This window comes from Nocardioides sp. B-3, assembly GCF_024703895.1.
Lineage (GTDB): Bacteria > Actinomycetota > Actinomycetes > Propionibacteriales > Nocardioidaceae > Nocardioides.
Genome location: NZ_CP087968.1, coordinates 1570610 through 1591020 on the forward strand (window position 1 = coordinate 1570610; position 20411 = coordinate 1591020).

21 protein-coding genes, 1 tRNA gene and 6 pseudogenes are annotated in these 20411 nt (G+C 67.8%); 11 read left to right on the top strand and 17 right to left on the bottom strand.

Annotation, left to right across the window (positions count from 1 at the left end; genetic code table 11):
• Positions 1-76: 76 nt before the first annotated feature.
• Both LP418_RS10355 and LP418_RS10360 read left to right on the top strand, forming a co-directional pair.
• Entirely contained in the window at positions 77-655 is a 579-nt protein-coding gene (locus LP418_RS10355; RefSeq protein WP_257956210.1) for a hypothetical protein, read from the top strand.
• Entirely contained in the window at positions 645-1007 is a 363-nt protein-coding gene (locus tag LP418_RS10360) for a hypothetical protein (protein ID WP_257956211.1), read from the top strand. The genes LP418_RS10355 and LP418_RS10360 overlap by 11 nt, the downstream gene beginning before the upstream one ends.
• Positions 1008-1068: 61 nt before the next feature.
• Here the strand turns inward: LP418_RS10360 and upp are convergent, their stop codons facing one another.
• Positions 1069-1710 carry a uracil phosphoribosyltransferase gene (gene upp, locus LP418_RS10365; protein WP_257956212.1) on the bottom strand — a complete coding sequence of 214 codons (642 nt, stop codon included), beginning with the start codon at positions 1708-1710 and terminating at the stop codon, positions 1069-1071.
• 86 nt (positions 1711-1796) lie between these two features.
• Between upp and LP418_RS10370 the strand changes: the two genes are divergently transcribed.
• Both LP418_RS10370 and LP418_RS10375 read left to right on the top strand, forming a co-directional pair.
• Positions 1797-2303: a tRNA adenosine deaminase-associated protein gene (locus tag LP418_RS10370; RefSeq protein WP_336275962.1), complete on the top strand. Its 507-nt coding sequence runs from the start codon at positions 1797-1799 to the stop codon at positions 2301-2303.
• Between the two features lie 26 nt (positions 2304-2329).
• Positions 2330-2763 (top strand): annotated as a pseudogene (locus tag LP418_RS10375) (nucleoside deaminase).
• 6 nt (positions 2764-2769) lie between these two features.
• Here the strand turns inward: LP418_RS10375 and LP418_RS10380 are convergent.
• From LP418_RS10380 to LP418_RS10400, 6 genes and pseudogenes are all read right to left on the bottom strand, one after another.
• On the bottom strand, positions 2770-2937 hold the full coding sequence (locus LP418_RS10380) for a DUF779 domain-containing protein (RefSeq protein WP_336275963.1): 168 nt from the start codon (positions 2935-2937) through the stop codon (positions 2770-2772).
• Positions 2874-3101 carry a DUF779 domain-containing protein gene (locus LP418_RS10385; protein WP_336276054.1) on the bottom strand — a complete coding sequence of 76 codons (228 nt, stop codon included), beginning with the start codon at positions 3099-3101 and terminating at the stop codon, positions 2874-2876. The genes LP418_RS10380 and LP418_RS10385 overlap by 64 nt, the downstream gene beginning before the upstream one ends.
• Positions 3102-3111: 10 nt before the next feature.
• Positions 3112-3577 (bottom strand): annotated as a pseudogene (locus LP418_RS33055) (aldehyde dehydrogenase family protein).
• A pseudogene (locus LP418_RS10390) lies at positions 3477-4664 on the bottom strand (aldehyde dehydrogenase family protein); the annotation flags it as partial. The pseudogenes LP418_RS33055 and LP418_RS10390, both read right to left, overlap by 101 nt.
• A 74-nt stretch (positions 4665-4738) precedes the next feature.
• On the bottom strand, positions 4739-4951 hold the full coding sequence (locus LP418_RS10395) for a hypothetical protein (protein WP_257956214.1): 213 nt from the start codon (positions 4949-4951) through the stop codon (positions 4739-4741).
• A 97-nt stretch (positions 4952-5048) separates the two neighbouring features.
• Complete coding sequence (locus tag LP418_RS10400) at positions 5049-5864, bottom strand: GAF domain-containing protein (protein ID WP_257956215.1); 816 nt, start codon at positions 5862-5864, stop codon at positions 5049-5051.
• A 164-nt stretch (positions 5865-6028) separates the two neighbouring features.
• Between LP418_RS10400 and LP418_RS10405 the strand changes: the two genes are divergently transcribed.
• Positions 6029-6118, top strand: a tRNA-Ser gene (locus tag LP418_RS10405).
• A gap of 177 nt (positions 6119-6295) precedes the next feature.
• Here LP418_RS10405 and LP418_RS10410 read toward each other — a convergent pair.
• The 6 genes from LP418_RS10410 to LP418_RS10435 all read right to left on the bottom strand — a co-directional run bounded on the left by LP418_RS10410 (position 6296) and on the right by LP418_RS10435 (position 9626).
• Complete coding sequence (locus LP418_RS10410; protein WP_257956216.1) at positions 6296-6493, bottom strand: helix-turn-helix domain-containing protein; 198 nt, start codon at positions 6491-6493, stop codon at positions 6296-6298.
• 352 nt (positions 6494-6845) lie between these two features.
• Positions 6846-7367: a hypothetical protein gene (locus tag LP418_RS10415; protein ID WP_257956217.1), complete on the bottom strand. Its 522-nt coding sequence runs from the start codon at positions 7365-7367 to the stop codon at positions 6846-6848.
• Positions 7368-7569: 202 nt separating this feature from the next.
• Positions 7570-8187 carry an AAA family ATPase gene (locus LP418_RS10420; RefSeq protein WP_257956218.1) on the bottom strand — a complete coding sequence of 206 codons (618 nt, stop codon included), beginning with the start codon at positions 8185-8187 and terminating at the stop codon, positions 7570-7572.
• 71 nt (positions 8188-8258) lie between these two features.
• The gene (locus LP418_RS10425) at positions 8259-8666 is read right to left on the bottom strand and encodes a hypothetical protein (protein WP_257956219.1); all 408 of its coding nucleotides are present in this window, start codon (positions 8664-8666) and stop codon (positions 8259-8261) included.
• A 284-nt stretch (positions 8667-8950) separates the two neighbouring features.
• Positions 8951-9364 (bottom strand): relaxase domain-containing protein, encoded by a 414-nt coding sequence (locus LP418_RS10430; RefSeq protein WP_257956220.1) that lies wholly within the window; start codon positions 9362-9364, stop codon positions 8951-8953.
• Positions 9252-9626 carry a hypothetical protein gene (locus LP418_RS10435; protein WP_257956221.1) on the bottom strand — a complete coding sequence of 125 codons (375 nt, stop codon included), beginning with the start codon at positions 9624-9626 and terminating at the stop codon, positions 9252-9254. The genes LP418_RS10430 and LP418_RS10435 overlap by 113 nt, the downstream gene beginning before the upstream one ends.
• Positions 9627-10657: 1031 nt before the next feature.
• Here LP418_RS10435 and LP418_RS10440 point away from each other — a divergent pair.
• On the top strand, positions 10658-10894 hold the full coding sequence (locus LP418_RS10440) for a hypothetical protein (RefSeq protein ID WP_257956222.1): 237 nt from the start codon (positions 10658-10660) through the stop codon (positions 10892-10894).
• A 254-nt stretch (positions 10895-11148) separates the two neighbouring features.
• The gene (locus tag LP418_RS10445; RefSeq protein WP_257956223.1) at positions 11149-11493 is read left to right on the top strand and encodes a response regulator; all 345 of its coding nucleotides are present in this window, start codon (positions 11149-11151) and stop codon (positions 11491-11493) included.
• Between the two features lie 1519 nt (positions 11494-13012).
• On the opposite strand, the gene LP418_RS10450 is transcribed toward LP418_RS10445, so the two are convergent.
• The 4 genes and pseudogenes from LP418_RS10450 to LP418_RS10465 form a co-directional block, all read right to left on the bottom strand.
• Complete coding sequence (locus tag LP418_RS10450; RefSeq protein WP_257956224.1) at positions 13013-13210, bottom strand: hypothetical protein; 198 nt, start codon at positions 13208-13210, stop codon at positions 13013-13015.
• A gap of 9 nt (positions 13211-13219) precedes the next feature.
• Positions 13220-13453 carry a hypothetical protein gene (locus tag LP418_RS10455; RefSeq protein WP_257956225.1) on the bottom strand — a complete coding sequence of 78 codons (234 nt, stop codon included), beginning with the start codon at positions 13451-13453 and terminating at the stop codon, positions 13220-13222.
• Positions 13450-14670, bottom strand: a pseudogene (locus tag LP418_RS10460) (signal peptidase I); the annotation flags it as partial. The pseudogene LP418_RS10460 and the gene LP418_RS10455, both read right to left, overlap by 4 nt.
• Positions 14671-14828: 158 nt before the next feature.
• On the bottom strand, positions 14829-15233 hold the full coding sequence (locus tag LP418_RS10465) for a hypothetical protein (protein ID WP_257956226.1): 405 nt from the start codon (positions 15231-15233) through the stop codon (positions 14829-14831).
• Between the two features lie 363 nt (positions 15234-15596).
• On the opposite strand from LP418_RS10465, the pseudogene LP418_RS10470 reads away from it, so the two are divergent.
• The 4 genes and pseudogenes from LP418_RS10470 to LP418_RS33060 all read left to right on the top strand — a co-directional run.
• Positions 15597-16998, top strand: a pseudogene (locus LP418_RS10470) (IS1380 family transposase).
• Between the two features lie 2189 nt (positions 16999-19187).
• Positions 19188-19385, top strand: a complete 198-nt coding sequence (locus tag LP418_RS10475; protein WP_257956227.1) for a hypothetical protein — start codon at positions 19188-19190, stop codon at positions 19383-19385.
• Positions 19382-19675, top strand: a complete 294-nt coding sequence (locus tag LP418_RS10480) for a hypothetical protein (RefSeq protein ID WP_257956228.1) — start codon at positions 19382-19384, stop codon at positions 19673-19675. The genes LP418_RS10475 and LP418_RS10480 overlap by 4 nt, the downstream gene beginning before the upstream one ends.
• A gap of 253 nt (positions 19676-19928) precedes the next feature.
• Positions 19929-20306: pseudogene (locus LP418_RS33060) on the top strand (family 16 glycosylhydrolase); the annotation flags it as partial.
• Positions 20307-20411 lie beyond the last annotated feature (105 nt).

Here is a 20411-nt window from a genome sequence, read left to right on the forward strand (position 1 = left end):
GTTGGGGATATCACTCGACTCGAGCCTGTGGAGAACCGTTCGCGCCAGAGCGCCCGCTCGTCGACACTCAATCGCCATGGGGAAGAAGAAGACTCAGACTCGGCAAGAGGTCTCTGCCGGGCAGGAGTGCGTGATCTCGTCGCGGCAGTTGCGCGTCCTCGGCGTCACGCGGGCAGCGATCCGGCACCATCTCGCGATCGGCCGCTGGGCGCAGCGCTCCACCGAGGTGCTGACCACGACGACGGGTCCACTCTCCCATGCACAGCGACTCTGGGTCGCTGCCCTCCACGCCGGTGGCGACTCGCTGATCGGCGGCCTGTCCGCCACCGAGGTGCACGGGATGAAGAACTGGCACCGGGAAAACATCACGGTCCTCGTCAACAACCCGCTGTCCCTAGAGCCGCTGGACGGAGTGGAGTTCTTCCGGACGCGTCGCGATCTGTCGACGCTCAGTGCGCCGACTGCGCTGCCATTGTGTCGGGTCGAGCCGGCCGTCCTGTTGTTCAGCGGCTACGAGTTCAACCAGCGCACCGCGCACGGCGCCATCGCAGCCGTCGTCCAACAGCGACTGGCCACCCCCGGGCCAGCTCCGCTCGGCGCTTTCCTCCATGTCACCGTTGCGCCGGGCGAAGGAGTTCCGGCTGTTGCTCGATGACCTGGAGGGCGGCGCCCAGTCGCTGGCCGAGGTGGACGTGAAGAAGGCCTGTCGCGAGTTCGGAATCGCACCACCCACCAGCCAGACGAGGCGTAAGGATCGCGGCGGGCGAACTCGCTTCACCGATTGCGAGTGGTGTCTGTCGGATGGCCGAGTCGTCGTCCTCGAGGTCGACGGCAGCTTCCACGACGATGTGCTCGAAGCCTCCGAGCACCGAGCGCGCAACCGCAAGCTGACGTCCGCCACCCGCGTAGTCGTTCAGTGCAGCGCTTACGAGATCCGACACGAGCCCCGGGAAGTGATGGAGGACCTCATCGCCCTCGGGGTGCCCCGTGTCTCGGCCGCCGGCTGAACGAGTCGAGTGCTGAAGCGGTTGTATCCACGGTTGGGGATATCACTCGACTCCAACGATGTCAGTGCGCTACGCCGTACAACCGGTCGCCCGCGTCACCGAGGCCGGGGACGATGTAGCCCTTCTCGTTGAGCTTCTCGTCCCGGGCGGCCGTCACGATGGTCACCGGCACGTCGAGGCCCTCGAGGCCGGCCTCGAGGTTGACGAGTCCCTCGGGTGCGACGAGCAGGCAGATGCAGATGATGTCGTCGGCGCCGCGGTCGGTGAGGAAGCGGATCGCGGCGGCGAGCGTGCCGCCGGTGGCGAGCATCGGGTCGAGGACGTAGCACTGACGACCGGACAGGTCGTCGGGCAGCCTTTCGGCGTACGTCGAGGCCTCGAGCGTCTCCTCGTTGCGCACCATGCCCGGGAAGCCCACCTCGGCGGTCGGCAGCAGCCGCATCATCCCGTCGAGCATGCCGAGGCCAGCACGCAGGATCGGCACCACCGGGGGCTTGGGCGTGGCCAGCTTGACACCGGTCGCGGGCGCGACCGGGGTGTCGATGGTGTGCTCGACGACCCGCACCTCGCGGGTGGCTTCGTAGGCCAACAACGTGACCAGCTCGTCGGTCAGCCGGCGGAAGGTCGGCGAGTCCGTCTCGACGTCGCGGAGCGTGGTCAGCTTGTGGGAGACGAGCGGGTGGTCGACGACGTGCGTGCGCATGACGTGAACCCTAGTGGGCGCTGGCGGAACAGGGTTTCCTCAGCGCCACCGATCTGCGACGCTGGAGGCGACGGGAGGTGCTCTCAGTGGACGGATTCACCATGGACGACCAGCTCGACAGTGTTGACTTCGCGCTGGCCGCCTACCGCGACCACGGTGAGTGGCAGGTGCAGGACATCGCCGCGCCCGCCTTCGAGTCGGTCGACACCCTCAGCCACGCGCTGCGCCGGCTGCCCGGCGACGGCGGCGCCGTCGCCCTGATCGCGGTCGACGAGGACTTCTTCGTCATCGTCCGCGTCGACGGCCCCACCACCCGCGTCCTGCTCAGCGACATCACCGCCGCGGAGGAGTGGGAGCTGGCCCAGTCGGCACTGGAGTTCCTCGGCCTGCCGCCCTTCGACGACCTCGATGACGACGACGTCGCCCCCGCCGGCGACCTCGATCTCCTCGCCGACCTCGGCATGCACGCCATGGACATGGGCGTGCTGCTCGACGACGACGACCTCTACCCCGACGAGATGCTCTCCGACGTCGCCCGCGCCCTCGGGTTCGGCGAGGTCTTCGACGACCCGGTCGGGCTCACCTCTGCATGAGCTCGACAGATCACTGGCACGAGCCGATGCGACTCGCGCTCGCCGAGGCCCACGCCGCCCTCGCCACCGACGACGTGCCGATCGGCGCCGTCGTGCTCGCCCCCGACGGGCGAGGTGATCGGCACCGGCCGCAACGTGCGCGAGGCCGAGCACGACCCCACCGGCCATGCCGAGGTCGTCGCCCTGCGCGCCGCCGCCCTCTCCGTGGGCGAGTGGCGCCTGACCGGCTGCACCCCGGTCGTCACCCTCGAGCCGTGCACGATGTGTGCCGGCGCCGCCGTCCTCGCCCGCGTCGAGCGGGTGGTGTTCCGGTGCGTACGACGACAAGGCCGGCGCCGTCGGATCGCTCTGGGACGTCGTGCGGGACCGGCGGCTCAACCACCGACCGGAGGTGGTCTCCGGGGTGCTGGCCGCCGAGTCGACCGAGCTCCTCGAAGGGTTCTTCGTGCAGCACCGCTGAGCCCTGTCAGGGCTGGGCTGCGGCGTACTCCTCGTCAGTGAAGATCCGCGACCGGATCAGGAACCGCACGCCCTCGGGCGCCTCGAGGGAGAAGCCCGCCCCTCGGCCCTTCACCACGTCGACGGTGAGGTGCGTGTGCTTCCAGTACTCGAACTGAGACTTCGACATCCACATCGGGACATCGCGGTCGAGGCCGACGTCGAGGTCTCCCGGTGGATGTCCGAGTCGCCGGTGCGGAACTCCCCGTCGGGGTAGCACATCGGGGACGACCCGTCGCAGCACCCGCCGGACTGGTGGAACATCACCGGACCGTGCGCCTCGGTGAGGCGGCGGACCATCGCCGCCGCCTCACCGGTCACCGCTACTCGCTCGACCACTTAGAAGAACCCCAGCTTGTCCGGGCTGTAGGAGACCAGGGAGGTTCTTGGTCTGCTGGTAGTGGTCGAGCATCATCTTGTGGTTCTCGCGGCCGATGCCGGACTGCTTGTAGCCGCCGAAGGCCGCGTGCGCGGGGGTAGGCGTGGTAGCAGTTCGTCCAGACGCGACCGGCCCGGATCGCCTTGCCGGCGCGGAAGGCGCGCGAGCCGTCGCGGGTCCACAGGCCGGCGCCGAGGCCGTAGAGAGTGTCGTTGGCGATCTTGAGGGCGTCGGACTCGTCGTCGAAGCTGGTCAGCGAGACGACCGGGCCGAAGATCTCCTCTCCGGAAGATCCGCATCGAGTTGTCCCCCTCGAAGACGGTCGGCTGCACGTAGTAGCCCCCGGCGAGGTCGCCCTCGAGCACGTTGCGCTCACCGCCGGTGAGCACCTTGGCACCCTCCTGCTTGCCGATGTCGAGGTAGGACAGGATCTTCTCGAGCTGGTCGTTGGAGGCCCGGGCGCCCATCATCGTGGAGACGTCGAGCGGGTTGCCCTGCGTGATGGCCTCGACCCGCGCGATCGCGTCGGGCACGAAGTCGGAGTACATCGAGCGCTGAACGAGCGCGCGACGGACAGGTGCAGACCTCGCCCGGTTGAGCGCGAACATCGTGAAGCCCTCGAGCGCCTTGTCGTAGAAGGCGTCCTTCTCGGCCACGACGTCGTCGAAGAAGATGTTCGGGCTCTTGCCGCCGAGCTCGAGCGTCACCGGGATGATGTTCTCCGAGGCGTACTGCATGATCAGTCGCCCGGTCGTGGTCTCGCCGGTGAAGGCGATCTTGCGGATCCGGCTGCTGCTGGCCAGCGGCTTGCCGGCCTCCACGCCGAAGCCGTTGACGACGTTGAGCACACCGGCCGGCAGCAGGTCGCCGATCAGCTCCATGAGCTTGAGGATCGACCACGGGGTCTGCTCGGCGGGCTTGAGCACGACCGCGTTGCCGGCAGCCAGCGCGGGCGCGAGCTTCCAGACGGCCATCAGGATCGGGAAGTTCCACGGGATGATCTGGCCGACGACGCCGAGCGGCTCGTGGAAGTGGTAGGCGATGGTGTTCTCGTCGATCTCCGAGATGCCACCCTCCCGGGCGCGCAGGGCGCCGGCGAAGTAGCGGAAGTGGTCGATGGCCAGCGGCATGTCCGCGTTGAGCGTCTCGCGCACGGCCTTGCCGTTGTCCCACGTCTCGATGACGGCGAGCTGCTCGAGGTTCGCCTCCATCCGGTCGGCGATCTTCAGCAGGATGTTCGAGCGCTCGGTGGTCGACGTACGACCCCGGGCGTCGGCGGCGTTCCGGGCCGCGTCGATGGCGGCCTCGATGTCCTCAGGGGTGCCGCGGCCGACCTCGGTGAAGGGCTTGCCGTTGACCGGGGAGATGTTCTCGAAGTAGCCGCCCTTGATCGGGTCGACCCACTCGCCGCCGATGTAGTGGCCGTAGCGGCTCTTGACCTCGATGTCCGAGCCGTCGGTGCCGGGCTGTGCGTAGACAGTCATGTGGTGCTCCGGGAGTGAGGGTGTGTGATTGCCGTCACGCTAGGAGCGGGCACGTTGCAACAACGTTGCGTGCTTCAGCGCAGGTCGCGATCGAGCCGGGCGAGCTGCCCGTCGACCAGCGAGCGCATCGGCGAGCCGCCGCCCGGGGCGTCGCGCTGGGCCAGCCACACGTCGTAGTCGTCGGCGCCCCAGCGCGAGCGCGTCCGTGTCGACATCAGGTCGGGCTCCCTGCTCGCCAGCACGGCGGCGCGCAGCGAGTGGTGGAGCTGGTCGCGGAGTCGGACCACACCGGGCGCGGTCGAACGAGGCAGGATCGGACCGCGATACTGGCGCAGCGCGCGGCGTACGTCGCCCGCCGCCAGCTGCGCCTCGAGCGCCAGCCAGTCACCGGCGACCCCGGCGCAGAGCCGGTAGGGACGCGAGGCGAGGAGGTCGTCGCCGAGCAGGTTGCGCAGCCGGTTGAGCTCCGCGCGCAGCGTGGAGGAGGCACCGTCGTCCTCGTAGACCCGGGACGGCGAGCTCGTCGCCGGACAGCCCGTGCGGGGCAGAGGCGAGCAGCAGCAGGATCTCGCTGTGCCGCGGCGAGAGCCGTAGGGAGTGACGGGCGTCGATGTCCAGCAGCGCCTCGTGGCGACCGAGCAGCTCGACGACGAGCTGCGGACCGGCGGAGGACGCGACCGGCCGCGCCGCCCGGGTGAGCACCTCGCGGGCCAGCTCGGCCTCGGCCATGCGCGCCGCGGCGCGCACCATCGCCATGGTCTGGGGCACCGCGATGTCGTCGTTGCCGGTGATGTCGAGGACACCCAGCAGCGTGCTGGAGGTGGGGTCATGGATCGGCGTCGCGGCACAGCTCCACTGCTGGACGGAGTGCCGGAAGTGCTCGGCCCGCCGCACCTGCACGGGCTGCCCGAGGCGCAGTGCGAGGCCCGGAGCGTTGGTGCCGGCGAGGCGCTCGTCCCAGTTCGAGCCCTCGACGAAGCCGATCTTCTCGGCCTGCCGCAGCGTCGAGGGCGACCCACAGACCCAGAGCAGCTGCCCCGCCGCGTCGCTGACCGCCATCACCGCGCCGCAGTCGCGAGCCGCCCGGCCGAGGACGTCGTCGAGCAGCGGGAAGACTCGGGCAAGCGGGTGCGCGGCGCGGTGGTCGCGCAGGTCTGAGGCGTCGAGCGTGATCGGCACCTCGACGCTCGCGGCGTCCACGCCCGCGGCGGCCGAGAGGTGCCGGGGAATCCGCCACCTCGGCGCGCATGCCGTCGCTCACTGGTCCACCTTTCACCCCTCGTGGGCCAGTGTGCCCGCCGGGAGGTTGCGAAGAGGTTGCATCCGATTTCATCGCCCCGCCCGGCTCCGGTAACCTTCCCCGCGGTGGCGTGTCCGAGCGGCCGAAGGTGCAACACTCGAAATGTTGTGTGGGGTCAAACCCACCGTGGGTTCAAATCCCACCGCCACCGCCAGTATCAAACAGCCTCTGACCTGCGAAGATGCGGTGTCAGAGGCTGTTTGGGTTCCAGTCGTGCCAGATACGTGCCAGATCAGCCGCGAAACCGAGGGCATTCCACGTCTTGACGCCCGTCCGAGGCGCAGGACTTCGTGGGCCGGGTCGTTGCCGCGGACGGTCGTGGTCATGGCTGTCACCACCGCGCTGACGGGATCTGGCGTGGCGTGGCCTCGAGGTCCTCCAGCTTGATCCGGATGGCTCGTTTGCCGCATCGGTAGGCGGGGAGGGTGCCTGCGGCGATCCAGCGGCGGATGGTCTTGACCGAGACTGACATGGCGTCGGCTGCTTCCTCGAGGCTGAGGTAGACCGGGATAGCGCGGCGTTCGGCCATCGGAGCGCGCCTCGACTCGCGTGGCCGTGGCGGAAGCGAGGAAACGTCGGGCCTCGGCGACGGTGATGTAGAGCCGGCCGACGCCTTGGAAGCGGGTCCACACGGGGCCGACGCCACGACGGCGCCAGTCGCGGACGGTGCGTTGCGGTGTGCGGATGAGTTCGCAGAACTCCTCGAACAGGATCAGGCCGTTGTCGTCCCAGTCGTCGGGGATGTTGATGGGTGCCGTCATCACGTCGCCTTTCGTCGTGGCCACCGACCGATTCGATGGCCTTCACCCGGAGAAGCAACGTCCCGGTGTGCGGATCGGACGTCCGTTGGCCATTCCTGTCGAGATTGGCTTCTCCCCCGGTCACCTAAGTCGTCTCGAGTCCCCCGAGCGGTCACCCGGAGTAGGAAGTTCCTCAGCGGCCGATCCCGCGCGAGATCGGGTCGGGAGCCGTGATCGGTTCCGGGTGGCCGGCGTGGGCCGGCCCGGCAGTGCCGCGGCCTGCAGAACGGTGGACGGTGACGGCGCACGCGGCCCGTACCGGTCGATGTCGTCAGCGGCCCTCTGGGCGGCGTGCCCGGGCCCGAGGTCGGCGCGGTCACGGCTGAACACCTCGACCCATTGGCTGCGGGCGTCGTCGACGGACTCGGCGACGAGGTGGGCGATGTTGTGGTGGCGGCCCCGGGTCATGGCGACGTACGCCGAGGCGGCGCCGGTCGTCTCGCCGAGCGCGAAGTGCGCGGACCTGACGGTCTCGCCTTGGGCTCCGTAGGCGGTGATGGTGAAGGCGAGCTCGACGTGCTCGCGGACGTACTCCGCGGGCAGCTCGCGTTGACCTGCGCGGCCGGTGACGAGCAGGCTGCCGTCCTCGCCGATCCCGGCCACGGTCCAGTGTCACGGTTGGCGACTGCAAGGTCGCGGTCGTTGCGTCGAGTGGCGACCCGGTCCCCGAGACCGATCCGCTCACCACGGCGCGTGACCAACTCACCAGCACTCTCACCGCGACGCGTGATGTCCTCACCACCTCGCTCCCCGGGTGGTACGCCAGCGCCATGGCGGCGGTCGCAGATGGCTGCATTGAGCGCACTCACCGGTCGCGGGTGTCAGCGATGATCAGCTGGTCACCATCACCAGCACCGTCATGAGCACCGTCGGCGCCGATGGCGGCCGGGGCTGCGGTGCGTTCGACCTCGCTGGCATGCAGGACGATCTGGCCGCGCTCGAGCAGGGCGTCGAAGACCTCACCAGAGCGCTCACCAGTGCGCATGAGCAGGCTGAGGTCGGCGTACGCCGGGTTGCTGAACCGGTGCACGGATTCGAGCTCGTGGTGCGCTGCGGGTCGCACCCAGCGTGCGGCGAGGTCGAGGACGCCGCCGCGGCCGACCGCCGGTAGTTGGTGGCGGTCGCCGAGGAGCGCGAGGGTGGCGTGCGCTCGGTCGGCGATGGCGAACAGCGCGCGGGCGGTGTCCCGGTCGAGCATGCCGGCCTCGTCGACGAGGAGGACGTCGCCGGGGAGCAGGCGGGCCCGTGCCTCGGGTGCGGCGTCAGTCTGGGACCAGTTCCCGTCCTCGTCCCAGCGGTAGCCGTGTTGGTGGATGAGCCGGGCGGCGGAGAACGCGTCGGCGCCGACCTGCTGCTGCGCTGCTTGAGCGGCCTTGAGTGTGGGCGTGACGACCACGAGTCGCCGGTCCGAGGCGTCGAGCACGTCGCGCGCGGCCGCGAGGGTGCTGGTCTTCCCGGTGCCGGCGGCGCCTTCCGATCACGAGCAGGCCGGCGTCACCGGCGAGGGCCGCGACGACGCGTCGTTGCGCCGGGTCGAGGTGCGCCAGATCGACGTTGTTGGTGCCGCGGAGCCGGACTGCGTCGGTCACCGGTTGCGAGGCGCGCGCAGCGAAGGTGTCGACCGGGTCGGCTTCGACGGCCGGGACGTTCGGAGGTCAGGCTGCGGATGTGCTCGGGGACGTCACCTCGGTCCAGCAACGGCACGCACCGTGTCCGAGCACGATCGGCGATGTCTTCGACCAGCTCATGTCGAGTCGCTCGTTCGGCGACGACCCCGACGGAGGCGATCAGTCGTTCGGCCTCGCCGCGGATGTCGGCTGCGTTCCATGCCGAGCGCTTGGAGCCGAGTCTGGCGAGCAGGAGGTCGGCGGCGACGTCGCGGTTGATTCGGCCGATCTGCAAGCCCGGTTCCGCCACAGGACGAGTCGGTGGCGTAAAGCCGAGGTCGCTCAGTTCGTTGTTCCACGCGGTCACGAGGTCGGATCCACGCTGGGGCACGACCTTGTCGGGCCGTGCGTCCGCCCACGCGTCGGTCCCAGGGTCTGACGCAGTCGCGGCCCGGGCTCTGGTCGGGGTGCTCGGCTCGCCATGCGGCCTCGTACCGGTCGACGTTGCGGCTGATCTGGGCCGCGCGCTGGCTGAACCCGCCGGCGTACGGCGCCAGCTGACGGATCTCGCCGTCGTCGTCAAGCGTGTAGCCACGTACGGCAAGGGCGGCCCTGAATTCGGGGTCGCACATCACGGCCGCGTGCCCGATCCCGTTGAGCGCCTCGATGCTGTCGACGACACCGACCGAGTGCAGTCCACGCCACGCCCCGCGCGAACACGCGTGCGTTGATCTGCACATGCAGGTGGCGGTGCGGGTCACCGGCCCGGGAGGTGTAGTGACGCACGACAGCAGCCTCGACCATTTCCACCGGGACCTGCACCTGCCGCCCGCGCGGTCCGACCCGGGTGGTGGCGTGCTCGGCCACCCACCCGATCACCTCACCAGCCGCCCGATGCATCGCCGAGTCGTACGCCGCCGCGATGTCGGGATGGAGTGCCGCTGCCAGCGACCGGGACTTCGGTCCATTGATGACGACCTCGACGAACCGCAACGCGCGTGCGTCGTCGCGCAGCTCGGCCCTTGCCCGCGCCGGTCAGTACGTCGTAGCCCGCGACCCAGCGCTCGTATGCCGCGCCGTCAAGATCACCGACCTGCCACACCGCGCCGGGGCCGGCGATGTAGTGCTCGGCCAGACCGGTTCCTTCGGCCGGGTAGTAGTCGTCGGAGCGCGAGTGGTCGGCCTCGACGTAGGAGCGCGCTGCTGAGGCGGAGCCGCGGTAGAACTTCACTCCACCGTGCATCGCCCTCGTCACCGCCCGTCACTACTCGTCATGTAGCCTTGAAATGACGTCCGGCCCGCCCCGAGGGGCGGACCGACCTACGAACCTTCGTAGCATGCGTGCCGCTCAGTTTTGAAGGTCTTCGAAGGCGTTCTGGGAGAGCGGAACCGGGACTCGTCACTCATCGTCATCGCGTAGCCGTGACCTAGAGATGAAGCATTCACGCGGTTCCGGATAGAGACGTCGGGCTGTCAGAGGGTGGCTACTCGGCTCCGGACTACTTCTCGTCGAGATGGTTCGGCCAACCGTGTGGCACCGAAAGGACGAGTCGGAAGCCGGGCACGTCCCGTTTGGTGCCGCCCCGGTCGGTGCGTCGAGGGACACGGACATGACGCCCGCCGGAGTCCCCAATCGGGATCCGGCGGGCGCCTGACGCCTTGCGGTGATGCGCGAGTCGATATGGGGTTCGACCCGCGGTCGGCCATACGGGGGAGGGCCGACTTCACGAGACATCCACCCGACTATCGGCACTCGGACCGCAAAGCTGAGCGATTCTCACGCAATGGATTTTCCGGTGCTCCGGGGACGGCTTCGGGGACCGGTGCCCTCAAGGCGCCGGGCTCGGCCGGTGGATTCGCGGCGGAATGCAGTCGTCGTGAAACGGTCGGATGAACCGAGACCCCGTCACCTGCTCGCACGGAGGGCAGCACGCAACTCTGCGGCACGCCCCTCCGATCCTACCCCCGGCCTAGCAGCGGCATCGCTGCCACGTGAGACCGGCATCTCGGAGACTGGGCGGTAACCGGGGCGAGAGTGTGGCCCACGTCACTTACCTGCGAGTAGAGGTAGGAGTGTCTCTAGCGTGCGACCTCGATGCGGGCGAGTTCACTGGTCCGCATCCGGGCTGCACGCCACCCCTCCCAGTCGGTCAGTCTGGCGCCCAGCCCGGTCCCCCGTGCGGGCTGGGCGCACCTGTCCCACCTGTTGCGTCAGCAGAACGACGCAGTGCCGAACGACGAGCACTCATACTCGCGCGCCAGGCGCACCGAGACATTGAGGTCGTCATGACAACCGAAGAACTCATCATCAAGTCCGACCGGCCGTTGTTGCCACTTCTGGCAGCTGTCGAGCCAACCGGTGGCAGCATCTTGCTCCTCGAACGCGGTGGCCGCCGCGCCCGACTGGCCCGACTGGTCCTCCCCCGGGACCCGGACCGCGCCACCAGATGCCGCGAGCTGATCGATGACTGGACCACAGCAGGAGCTTGGCCCCCGGGACACCCCCGGCATCAGCACTACTAGGCACTACTAGGGACGCATGCCTCACCGGCCCGTCAGCACGCGCACAATCACGATGGTGAGGTGCAAGACCGCGCGTTCCCCTATTGGCTGCGACAGCGCAGGACGGCAGGTTTCCGCGCGACAAACGCGTGGAGCCATGTCTCGAAACCCTGACGAACCTGAGGTCGCATCCATCCGAACATTCATCATCCGATCTCGTCGGCCGCTAGCGCCGCCACTGGTCCCGGACGACCCGCAGGACGGAGGAGTGTGAAATGACTGGGCAGCTGCGCTTTCTCGTCGTTGATGACACCGACGACATCCGCGACATGATGATGCGCATGGTGCAGCGGGCCGGCCACCCGGCCGAGGGGGCCGCGGACGGGGTCGAGGCAACCATCGCGCTGGCTGAGCATCGCTACGACGTGATGCTGCTCGATCTCTCGATGCCACGGATGAGTGGTGAGGATGTCGTGCGTTGGCTCGGCGCCCATCCCGATCGAGGCCGACGGCATGCGCACCGTGGTCGTGACCGCGTGGGCCGGCGACCGACGCGGAGCCCTGCACGAGCTCAGGGATCACCACCGTCCTGCCCAAACCATTCAGGCGCCAACACCTGACCGATCTCATCGCCGCCATCACTGCCGACACCGCCGCCGAGCGTTGACGTGAGGGCGACTTCCTCCCAGGTAGGTGCTCAGGCACGAACCCTCGCCAGAGGTACTCATTTCCGAGGAACGTCAGCTCGCAGTGACGCCCGCGTCTGTAGCGCGACGGGGCGCGAGGACTTTGGCCGGTGATAGCGCGATCGGGACCATGCTCGATGGATGGGCACCGACTGCGCTGGCCGCGAAGTCCGACGAGTTTCTATCAGGTGGATTCATCGATTTAAGGATGGGAGTGCAGTGCGCGATCAAGGCGATTTTCTCCATCATGACGACGGATCGCTCAGTGAGTTGGAGTTGGTATCCAAGCTGATCATCGCAGCGACAGAGTTCGATGGCCCGATGTCGGTGGAGAGCATCGATCGGATCCTCGGGATCTAATGCGACGCTGCGTCGTCCCGGCTAGGTGTGTGCCACAAGGCCTAGTACCTGCGCCCACGCGCGGCGTCGCCGGGTGTTCCTTCGGTTAACTCTTCAACCATGGTTGTGCAGGCTGTCCCGCTGCAGTAGACCTATTCCACGAGGCGCCCGGGGTCACTTGCTTCACGCAGGCGAGTGACCCCGGGCGCTTCGGCCAGTTCCCGGTGGGCCTCTGTGCGCGTCACCTTTGCTCGCTAAGTTGGTCCCAAGACAGAGCGCCCGGTGCGTGCGGCGGATCGTGAGTCCCGTCGGTGATACTGCCAGAACTGCGGACAGCCCAACAGGCCGCAAGTTGAGTTTGCTAGCGCGCTCGTGCTCGCGCCGTATCGCCGGAAAGACGCGCCCTGTTGGTTCCATGCGGGGGCCGTCCGGACGCGATACTCAACACATGGGAGCGCAACCCGACCTTCGTCTCACGTGGAGCTTCCTGCGTGCCATCGCCACCTTGTGGGCTTCCCACCCGGGCACCTACAAGGTGGCTGACCGAGCTGACGATCTCGTCCCGGCGCTGGCGCAAATGTGCGTTCGGGCGTTCGCGAGAGCGAGGTGCGTGAGTCAGTGCCCCGCCCACAGCAGGACGTCGAAGTCGCGGGAGAGTTGACCTTGAGAACAGGCGAGCGCCGAGACGTGACACTTCACGACATCGCCAACAAGGTGACCCACGGGTCCGCGGAACGCATCGTCGTGCGGGATGACGGCGAGCCGTTTCCTCCCAGTGCCCGTCTCCGGCACTGAAGGAGACTCGTAGCGACCTCACACCGAGTCGAGTCGAGAGCTACGCAGGCCAACGCGGGATAGACGCACCTCTTGGACGCACGACTCGCAGCAAGGGCGGACGTTACGAAAGCGCGACCTGAACGTCGGCAGTCACCCAGATGCCACCCGGGTCAATCTGGGTAACGGCCCTCAAGGTGACCGAGTCCGAGGCCGAGACAACGGTGTGCGCGGATTGATGGTTGTACCTGAGTTGCTCGTCCCAGATATGCGAGAGCGCTGCGGCGATGGATTCGGCGTCCTCCGTCTTGCCGGACGCGCGCCCCGTGATGAGCCATTCCTAGCCCTCTGACCGGTGCACGGTCATGTCGTGCCACAAGCCGAGGTCGTCATCCGCGTAGGCAGGATCTCCCGGGTAGGCGCACGCATCGATCTCCATGCCAAGCTGGCCGTCCACGAGCAGCTTGCATGGGACGCGGTTGTCGCGCGCTAGGCCGAGCGCGGGGCCCATTGTGTAGACGGTCGAAGTGAATCTCATGATCGCGTCCTAACGGGAAGGTTCTGCGGCGGCCGCGGGGATCGTGGCGGTCCCGCGGTCGATCTCTGTGCTGTTGGGGTTGTTGGTTCGGTAGCGGTAGGTGATTCCGTCGTCGTGGACGGTGAAGGTGTCGACGTTGGCTCGGGTCCAGTGCATGACCATCAGGCCGTAGCGTTCGGAGAGCTTGGCCGGGGCGGTGAAGTCGGTGACGTCCACGATTGGTCGACCCGGCGGGCTGGTCATTGGTTCGACCGGGAGCAGGAGTGCTGCGTAGCGTCGTTTGATGGCCGCGCCTTCGCTTGCTGTCCTGCGTGTTGACAGCAGGCCGACCGAGCACAGGAGCGCGAGTGCCCCCACGATGAGTGCGACGGATACGGCCCGCACGGAGGAGACGGGCAGCTCGTAGCCGGCCAGTTGAAAGGTGCCCTGCGCAGAGTCTGGTGTGCGAGTCGTGGGATCCACGGCCCGGAGGGCCGCGGGTCCGCCAACGAGGCTGAGCTGGAGGGGGTTAGCGCGAAGTGCAGTTCGGGAGCGAAGGTGTCACCCTCTTGGGTCGTGATGGTGGACACGATGGCAAGGTCGATCTGGGTTGCGGGAATTCCGATGGCATCGGCGGCCGAGTGTGCGTGGCGTTCTAGTCGATCGAGGTCCAGCGGGATTGTTGCCGTGTGTTCGAACTCGTTGAAGGTGACGCGTGGCTGGAGCGGCACTGTGGAGTGCCAGCCGCTCGGGGTGGAGAGCTCGCCGGTCACGCTGACGGTGCCGGGTTCGCCCCGGTAGGCGTAGCGGATGTTCACCTGATTGGTGAGCTTGCGGAAGATCGGGTCCGGTGCAGTGACCCGGGTGTCGTCGTAGGCGGGAGAGGGCGGCACGTCGGCCCGGTAGGTGAAGGTGACGGTGCGTGCCGTTTCGTCAGCGGTTGTCGGGGTGCTGGCGTTGCTGGTGGTGGGTCGGGTCCATGACATGGCACCGAGGGCAAGACCGATGCAGAGCGTGGCCGTGGCGACGGCCATGGTGGTGCGCCACCGGGGTCGCCAGCTAGATGCTGTTCGAGCGGACCCGGTGGGTGCGGCGTGCTGTGACATGGGTGTCTTCCTCGTTTTCTTCTTGCCGCGGCGCCGCGTGTCCACTGCGGTTCCGCCGCTGGCCAGCACCGCGAAGGCCACGATGCTCAGGGGGATCGGGCTGGTCAGCCGGTCGATCCAGATGCCGCCGGCGGGCACGTGCAGCAGTTCCTTGCCGATGACCCGGTGCTCGGTGGGTCGCTCGGGGTCGTCGAAGGGGTTGTGGTCTCCGCGGAGGGTGTACCCGCCGTCGTTGTGGATGGATACCACGCGATGCAGGACCACCCGGCCCAGCTCGGGGCTGGTATAGGCGACTACGTCGCCGACTCGGTAGGTGTTCGACGCGTGTACGAAGACCGGGTCTCCGGCGTTCATGCGCGGTGCCATGCTGTTGCCGTGTGTCTCGACCGGGGGCGATGGCCCCGGTCAGGAACGCCGCGACACCACCGAGCAGGAGGGTGCAGCTCAGTGCGATCAGGAGTCTGCGCATCGTTATCACGCGTCCGGTGCGGAGGGGCGACCCATCAGAGGTCGCGCCCTCCTAACGGGACCTGTCAGCCGTTGACGACGAAGCGGACGCTCGTCACGTTCGCGATGTCGGCGATGTTGCAAGCGATGTCGCTGAAGTCGGTAGCGCCCTCGTCGGTGCCCAGCGGGGCGATGTCGGTGAGGGTGACGGTGCAGTTCTCCAGCGTCCCGTCGTTGATGGAGACCTTGACCACGCCGGCCGTGGTGGACAGCAACTGCTCGGCCTTGGCGGAGATCGCGGTCGTGGTGTCGGTGGCCGAGGTGTAGGTGTGGCTCACGTTGGTGATCGTGGCGCCGCTGACGCTCTGGGCCACCGAGCCCACGTTGATTGCCGAGTCGTCGATGGTGCTGGTGGCCGTGAAGGCCGAACCGGCGGCCGCGACTACTCCTGCGGCTCCGAGGGCAACGATGATTTTGGTGGTCTTGTACATGAGAGGTGGTGCCTTTCGCTGTTAGGTGTCTCGGAGCCCCCTTGTGCGTGGGGCTCCGAGACAGGGGCAGACACCAGTTGTCCACAAAACAGCAACAATTTGACAGCGATTGGTAACAACTGAGCACAACCGACTACCGGGGCCTATCGATGAGATCGCTACTCACAGGTACTTCACGTGTCCGGAAGTGGTCCAGACCACCCACCTGTCATCCACGCCCGGATCGACCTCGGTGCCTTATCCTCGATCCACCGATGGGCTTGAGGTTGTGAGCGCGTCGTGAAGTGAGAATGCCCTTACGTGCTGGGAAAATCGGACTTCTTCAGGGTCCCAATTTCACCAAGCACGAAGGGCATCTCGTAGATGCAACTTTGCCACACGTCGGCCGCGACCTCAGCGGTGTTCGACGATCCGAATCTCGTGTCCTCGGCAGGGCTGGTCCCGGTCATCGCGCTGGCTGCTTCCGCGGGCCTCCAAGAACTGGCCAAGACGCACCTGACGGTTCCGACCGACAAGGGCGCGAACGCCGGGTTGAAGGTGACCTCGCTGGTCGCCGGGATGGTCGCTGGCGCCGACAGCATCGATGACATGGCGCTGCTTCGCCACGGTGGGATGGGACGGGTGTTCGCCAACGCCTACGCACCCTCGACCCCAGGTTCGTTCCTGCGCACGTTCACCTTCGGCCACGTCCGCCAGCTCGACGCGGTCGCGTCCCGGTTCCTGACCCGGGCTGGCCACCCGTGCACCGCTGCTCGCCGGACCGGACGCGAACCATGCCCGGGTGTTGGTCGATATCGACGACACCATCATCGAGGTCCACGGCCACTCCAAACAGGGCTCGGGCTACGGCTACTCCGGGGTCCGCGGACTCAACGCACTGCTCGCGACCGTCTCCACCAGCGACTCGGCGCCGGTGATCGTGGCCCAACGGCTCCGGAAGGGATCGTGCGGTTCGCCACGGGGCGCGGCCCGGTTGGTCGCGGACGCTTGAAGACCGTGGGCTCGTTGTCCTCGGCCAAGGTGTTGCTGCGCGGCGACTCCGCCTTCTACGGGGCCGCCACGGTCGGGGCCGCGCTACGAGCCGGCGCCGACGTGTCGGTCACCGTCAAGCTGAACCCCAAGGTCAAGGCCGCGATCTCCTCGATCGCCGAGGATGCCCGGACCCCGATCGAGTACACCGACGCCGTGTTCGATGAACAGAACGACCGATGGGTCTCGCGGGCCGAGGTCACCGAAATCCCGTTCACCGCGTTCAGCTCACGCAAACAACCAGAACAAGTCACCGGCCGGCTCGTGGTGCGCCGGATCCCGGACCTCAACCCGGGCAAGAACACTGGGCAAGAGACGTTGTTCGACACTCGGCGCTTCCATGCCTTCTTCACCACCACCAGCCCGGACGTGGCCGACACCGTGACCGCCGACAAGACCCACCGCGGCCACGCGATCATCGAACAGGTCCACGCCGACCTGAAGCACTCCGCCCTCGCGCACTTGCCCTCCAGCAAGTTCGCCGCCAATGCGGCCCTGGCTCGTGCTGGCCGTGATGGCGTTCAACCTGACCCGCGCCGCCGCGGCCCTGACCGGCCCAGTCCCGGCGAAGGCCACCACCGCGACCATTCGCCGCAAGCTCATCGCCGTGCCCGCCCGGGTCGCGTCCTCGGCACGACGAGCGACGCTGCACCTCCCGACGCACTGGCCCCGGGAGAACGCCCGGACGGCCCTGTTCGACCGAGTCAGCGACCCGCCCCGCGACCTCGCGGCCTGACCACCCAGCAGCGAGAGCGGCGCGACGAGGAACAACGTGGAACACCCGGACAGCGACGGTCCGGCGGATCCTCACGCCCCGACATCCTCACCCCGCAGCCGCGACGCTCAACCCATCCCGAGCAGGTCCATCGGTGGATCCAGGCTTATCTAAAGGTCATCGGCATGCTCAGGTGACCTCGGTGACGGGTACCAGAGCCCCGGCCGCCCCATCGCCGTCGAGCAGGGGGCAGTGCAGCGCAAGTGCCGCAACGGCTGGTCCGGCCGGCGCGTGGTGATGGCGAATCGGAAACGGCCTCACCGGCGAGCGCTCGGACGGGGGATCTCGTCGGGCCGAAGCGGACGTCGGCCGGAGGCATCGAAGAGGTGGTCGGCCGGCGCCCTACTCCAATTGCGAGGAAATGGGAAGCGCAGGCCCACCATCGATTCGAGCGCGGAGTCACTTCGCTGATCGACCTGCGATGTCCCTCGGTGCTGGCGCTTCGAGCATAAGCATGTTTCTGCGCCCGGTCTCGGTCGACCATGACGATTGCGGGCGGGCGGTGGGCGAGTGCGCGTCGTGCGGCACCGCGTGTTCGACTGACCCTGACATAACAGGTAGGGCGGTGCGCCCAGCCCGAACGGGGGACCGGGCTGGGCGCCAGACTGACCGACCCCCGGGAGGTGGTGGAGTGCAGCCCGGATGCGGGGGCAGCGAACTCGCCCTGCATCGAGGTCGCACGCTAGGGACCCCGTCACCACTACCCACAGGTAAGTGACGTGGGTCACACCTACGCCCGGGTTACCGCCCAGTCTCCGAGATCCCGGGCCGGGCACCGCCACGGTGGCCCGACCTCATGTCACCGGTGCCCGCACGCATTCGTGCTCAGGTGAGCCGTGGCGGCTGATGGTGAACTGCTGGCGCGGTTGAGCGTCTCAGCCATGAGCCGCTCTCGTAGGTCCTTCACGAACTCAGTCCTGGCAGTGACGGGCGGTAGCGCGCGAAGAGCGGCCACCACCTGAAGCATCTGCGTAACGTGGGGGTCGACGTCTCGACGACCGAAGAATTGCGTAGACCGGCCGGTTTGGCTTTCGTGCCACAGGTTGTGGAAGTGCGTCAGATTGCGCGGCACCATGGCTCCGGCACAGGTCGCAGCTGGAGTGCGTGAGTTCGTCCACACCCGGAGATTAGGCACTGGAGTTCGATGGAATCGTTCTACCGAGGAGTAGCCCGCACTTCGGACGCACTGGCTGGGCCGGCGCGAATCTCGCGCGGGCCGTGGATACCCCGCCAAGGAGCCTCGATGCCTAGGAACGCGGCCGTCTGGCAGTCGCGTGATTGGTTATCGACTGTTTAACCGTTGATTGATTTTGTGACGCGGGTCACGGGCCGTGCTTTGCATCCCCACGAGACCGGGTTCGGACGTCAACGGGGCCGGCTGCGCTGAGGATGCACCCGCTGGGCGACGCAGGGCTTACGCAGTTGCTTCGTCGCGACACGGTGCCCGGTCCAACGTGGCCGGGCACCGCCACGTGGCCCGACCTCATGTCCGGTGCCGGGACGTGCTCCAACGGCGTGGCCCCGAGATTGTGGACATTGGTGGGTCCAGTCCGCTGGCTGTGGGGGAACGGTTTCGGGGGCGAGATGGATGGGGCTCGCCGGAGTGTGGGCAAACGGTGCCCGGCACTCCGACGAGCGCTCGGTGCCGCCCGCCCTTCCGGCAGGTCGGGGTTCTCCTCGCCGGGTGCGTTAAGAGACGGCAGCACTAGGGGGACTTTGGCAGCCACCCGATGTCTACGGACGAGTAGCCGTTCTTTGTGACGCAACGCACATGAAGAGGTCGCCGGTGCGTCTGGGGGTCGAGTGCCGGAGAGAATTTCTCCGACGCACCGAGGGGTTGACCTCCCATCCAATCCCGCGTCAAAAAGCGGCACCTCATGCCCGCATGTCGTCTGGCGGGCTGCTGTTACTCAAATTTTACCGACTCGTGGATGACCTGTGTACTCGTATCACCCGCTGTGATGGCTTCGGGTTCCGATTGAGCCACCTTCTACCGGGTGGTAATGGCCCGATTAGCACGCGGGGGGTCGGATCGGACCGCTACTCCACGGTACGAGCGACGGTCTGGCCCGGGGGCGGCTTTACTCAGCCTGCCTGTCTCGGGTGGCCATCGTGGTCGTCCGAACTTCTCGGATGAGGTAGCTGAAATCGTGACCCGACTGCGCGCCCTGCTTGCGCCCCTGCTCATCTTGGCGGTGGTGACACCGCTCGCCGCCGCGTTGACCGTCACCACCACGACACCGGCGGGAGCTGCCTTCGGACGGTTGCGTCCGCCGACGGTCACCCCCGTCGCCGGCTCCGGCTTCGAGCTCACCGGACACTGGCGTCCAAGGTACGGCGCACCGTGAAGCTCCGGGAGCTCCGTGGCGGGCGCTACGTCACCATCACAACCAAGAAGTCGACGCGGGTCGGAGGCTTCACCTTCAAGAACGTCGTCCTCGATGGGCCCACCAGCCTGCGCGTCCGCGCTCCTCGACACAAGGTCAACCCCGGGTCCCGGGGCCTGAAGTCCATCGTCACCAAGCCGGTGAACGTCGACGTCCGGGGGGCAGTCCTCCCAGCTGACGGCGCTCCCGCCGATCGCCCAGCAAGGGCCGACGCCCGTCGACCCCGTCGACACCGCCCGGGTCGTGGCTAGCTTCAGCCCCGCGCGCCCCGGCAGTGTGGTCCACCTCGAACGCCTCACCGGCGACCGGTGGGTCACCGTGCAGACCGGCGCCCGGGATCGCGCGGGCACCGCTGTCTTCTCCGTCCCAGATACGGCCACCTATCGGGCGACCGCCATCTCCACCGCCGGTGGTCTGGCACCTGAGACCACCAGCACCGTCACAACGCGCACTCGGGAACCGATCTTCGAGGAGACGTTCTCGGGCACCGCGCTCAACACCGCGGTGTGGACCGATCAGGCCCGCGAGAACAATCCCGACGGCCAACGCACCTGCGCTCGCGTCGACCCCTCTACCCGCCACGTCGCCGACGGCGTCCTGCACCTCGGTGTCGGCTACGACCAGACACGGCCCGGCCAGTCGTGCAGCTACTCCTCCACCTACGGTTCCGGCTCGGTTCCCTACCTGACCAACTCCCGGGTCGCCACCGAGAAATCGTTCACGTTCCAGTACGGGTTCGCGGCTGCTCGGATGAAGCTCCAAAGGGGCAAGGGCATGCACTCGGGCTTCTGGATGCTTCCCGCCGGCTTGTTTGCGCTGGGCGACCACGGGATCCTCCCGCCCTGTGACACCGAGGTCGACGTCATGGAGTTCTTCGGCGAGCACCCACGCTCGGCGAACGCCATCGGCGCCTTCCTTCACCAGTGCACGTCGGGCGGGCAGGTCACCAAGCACGGCGGCATCGTCAAGGAGACCGCGGCAATGAAG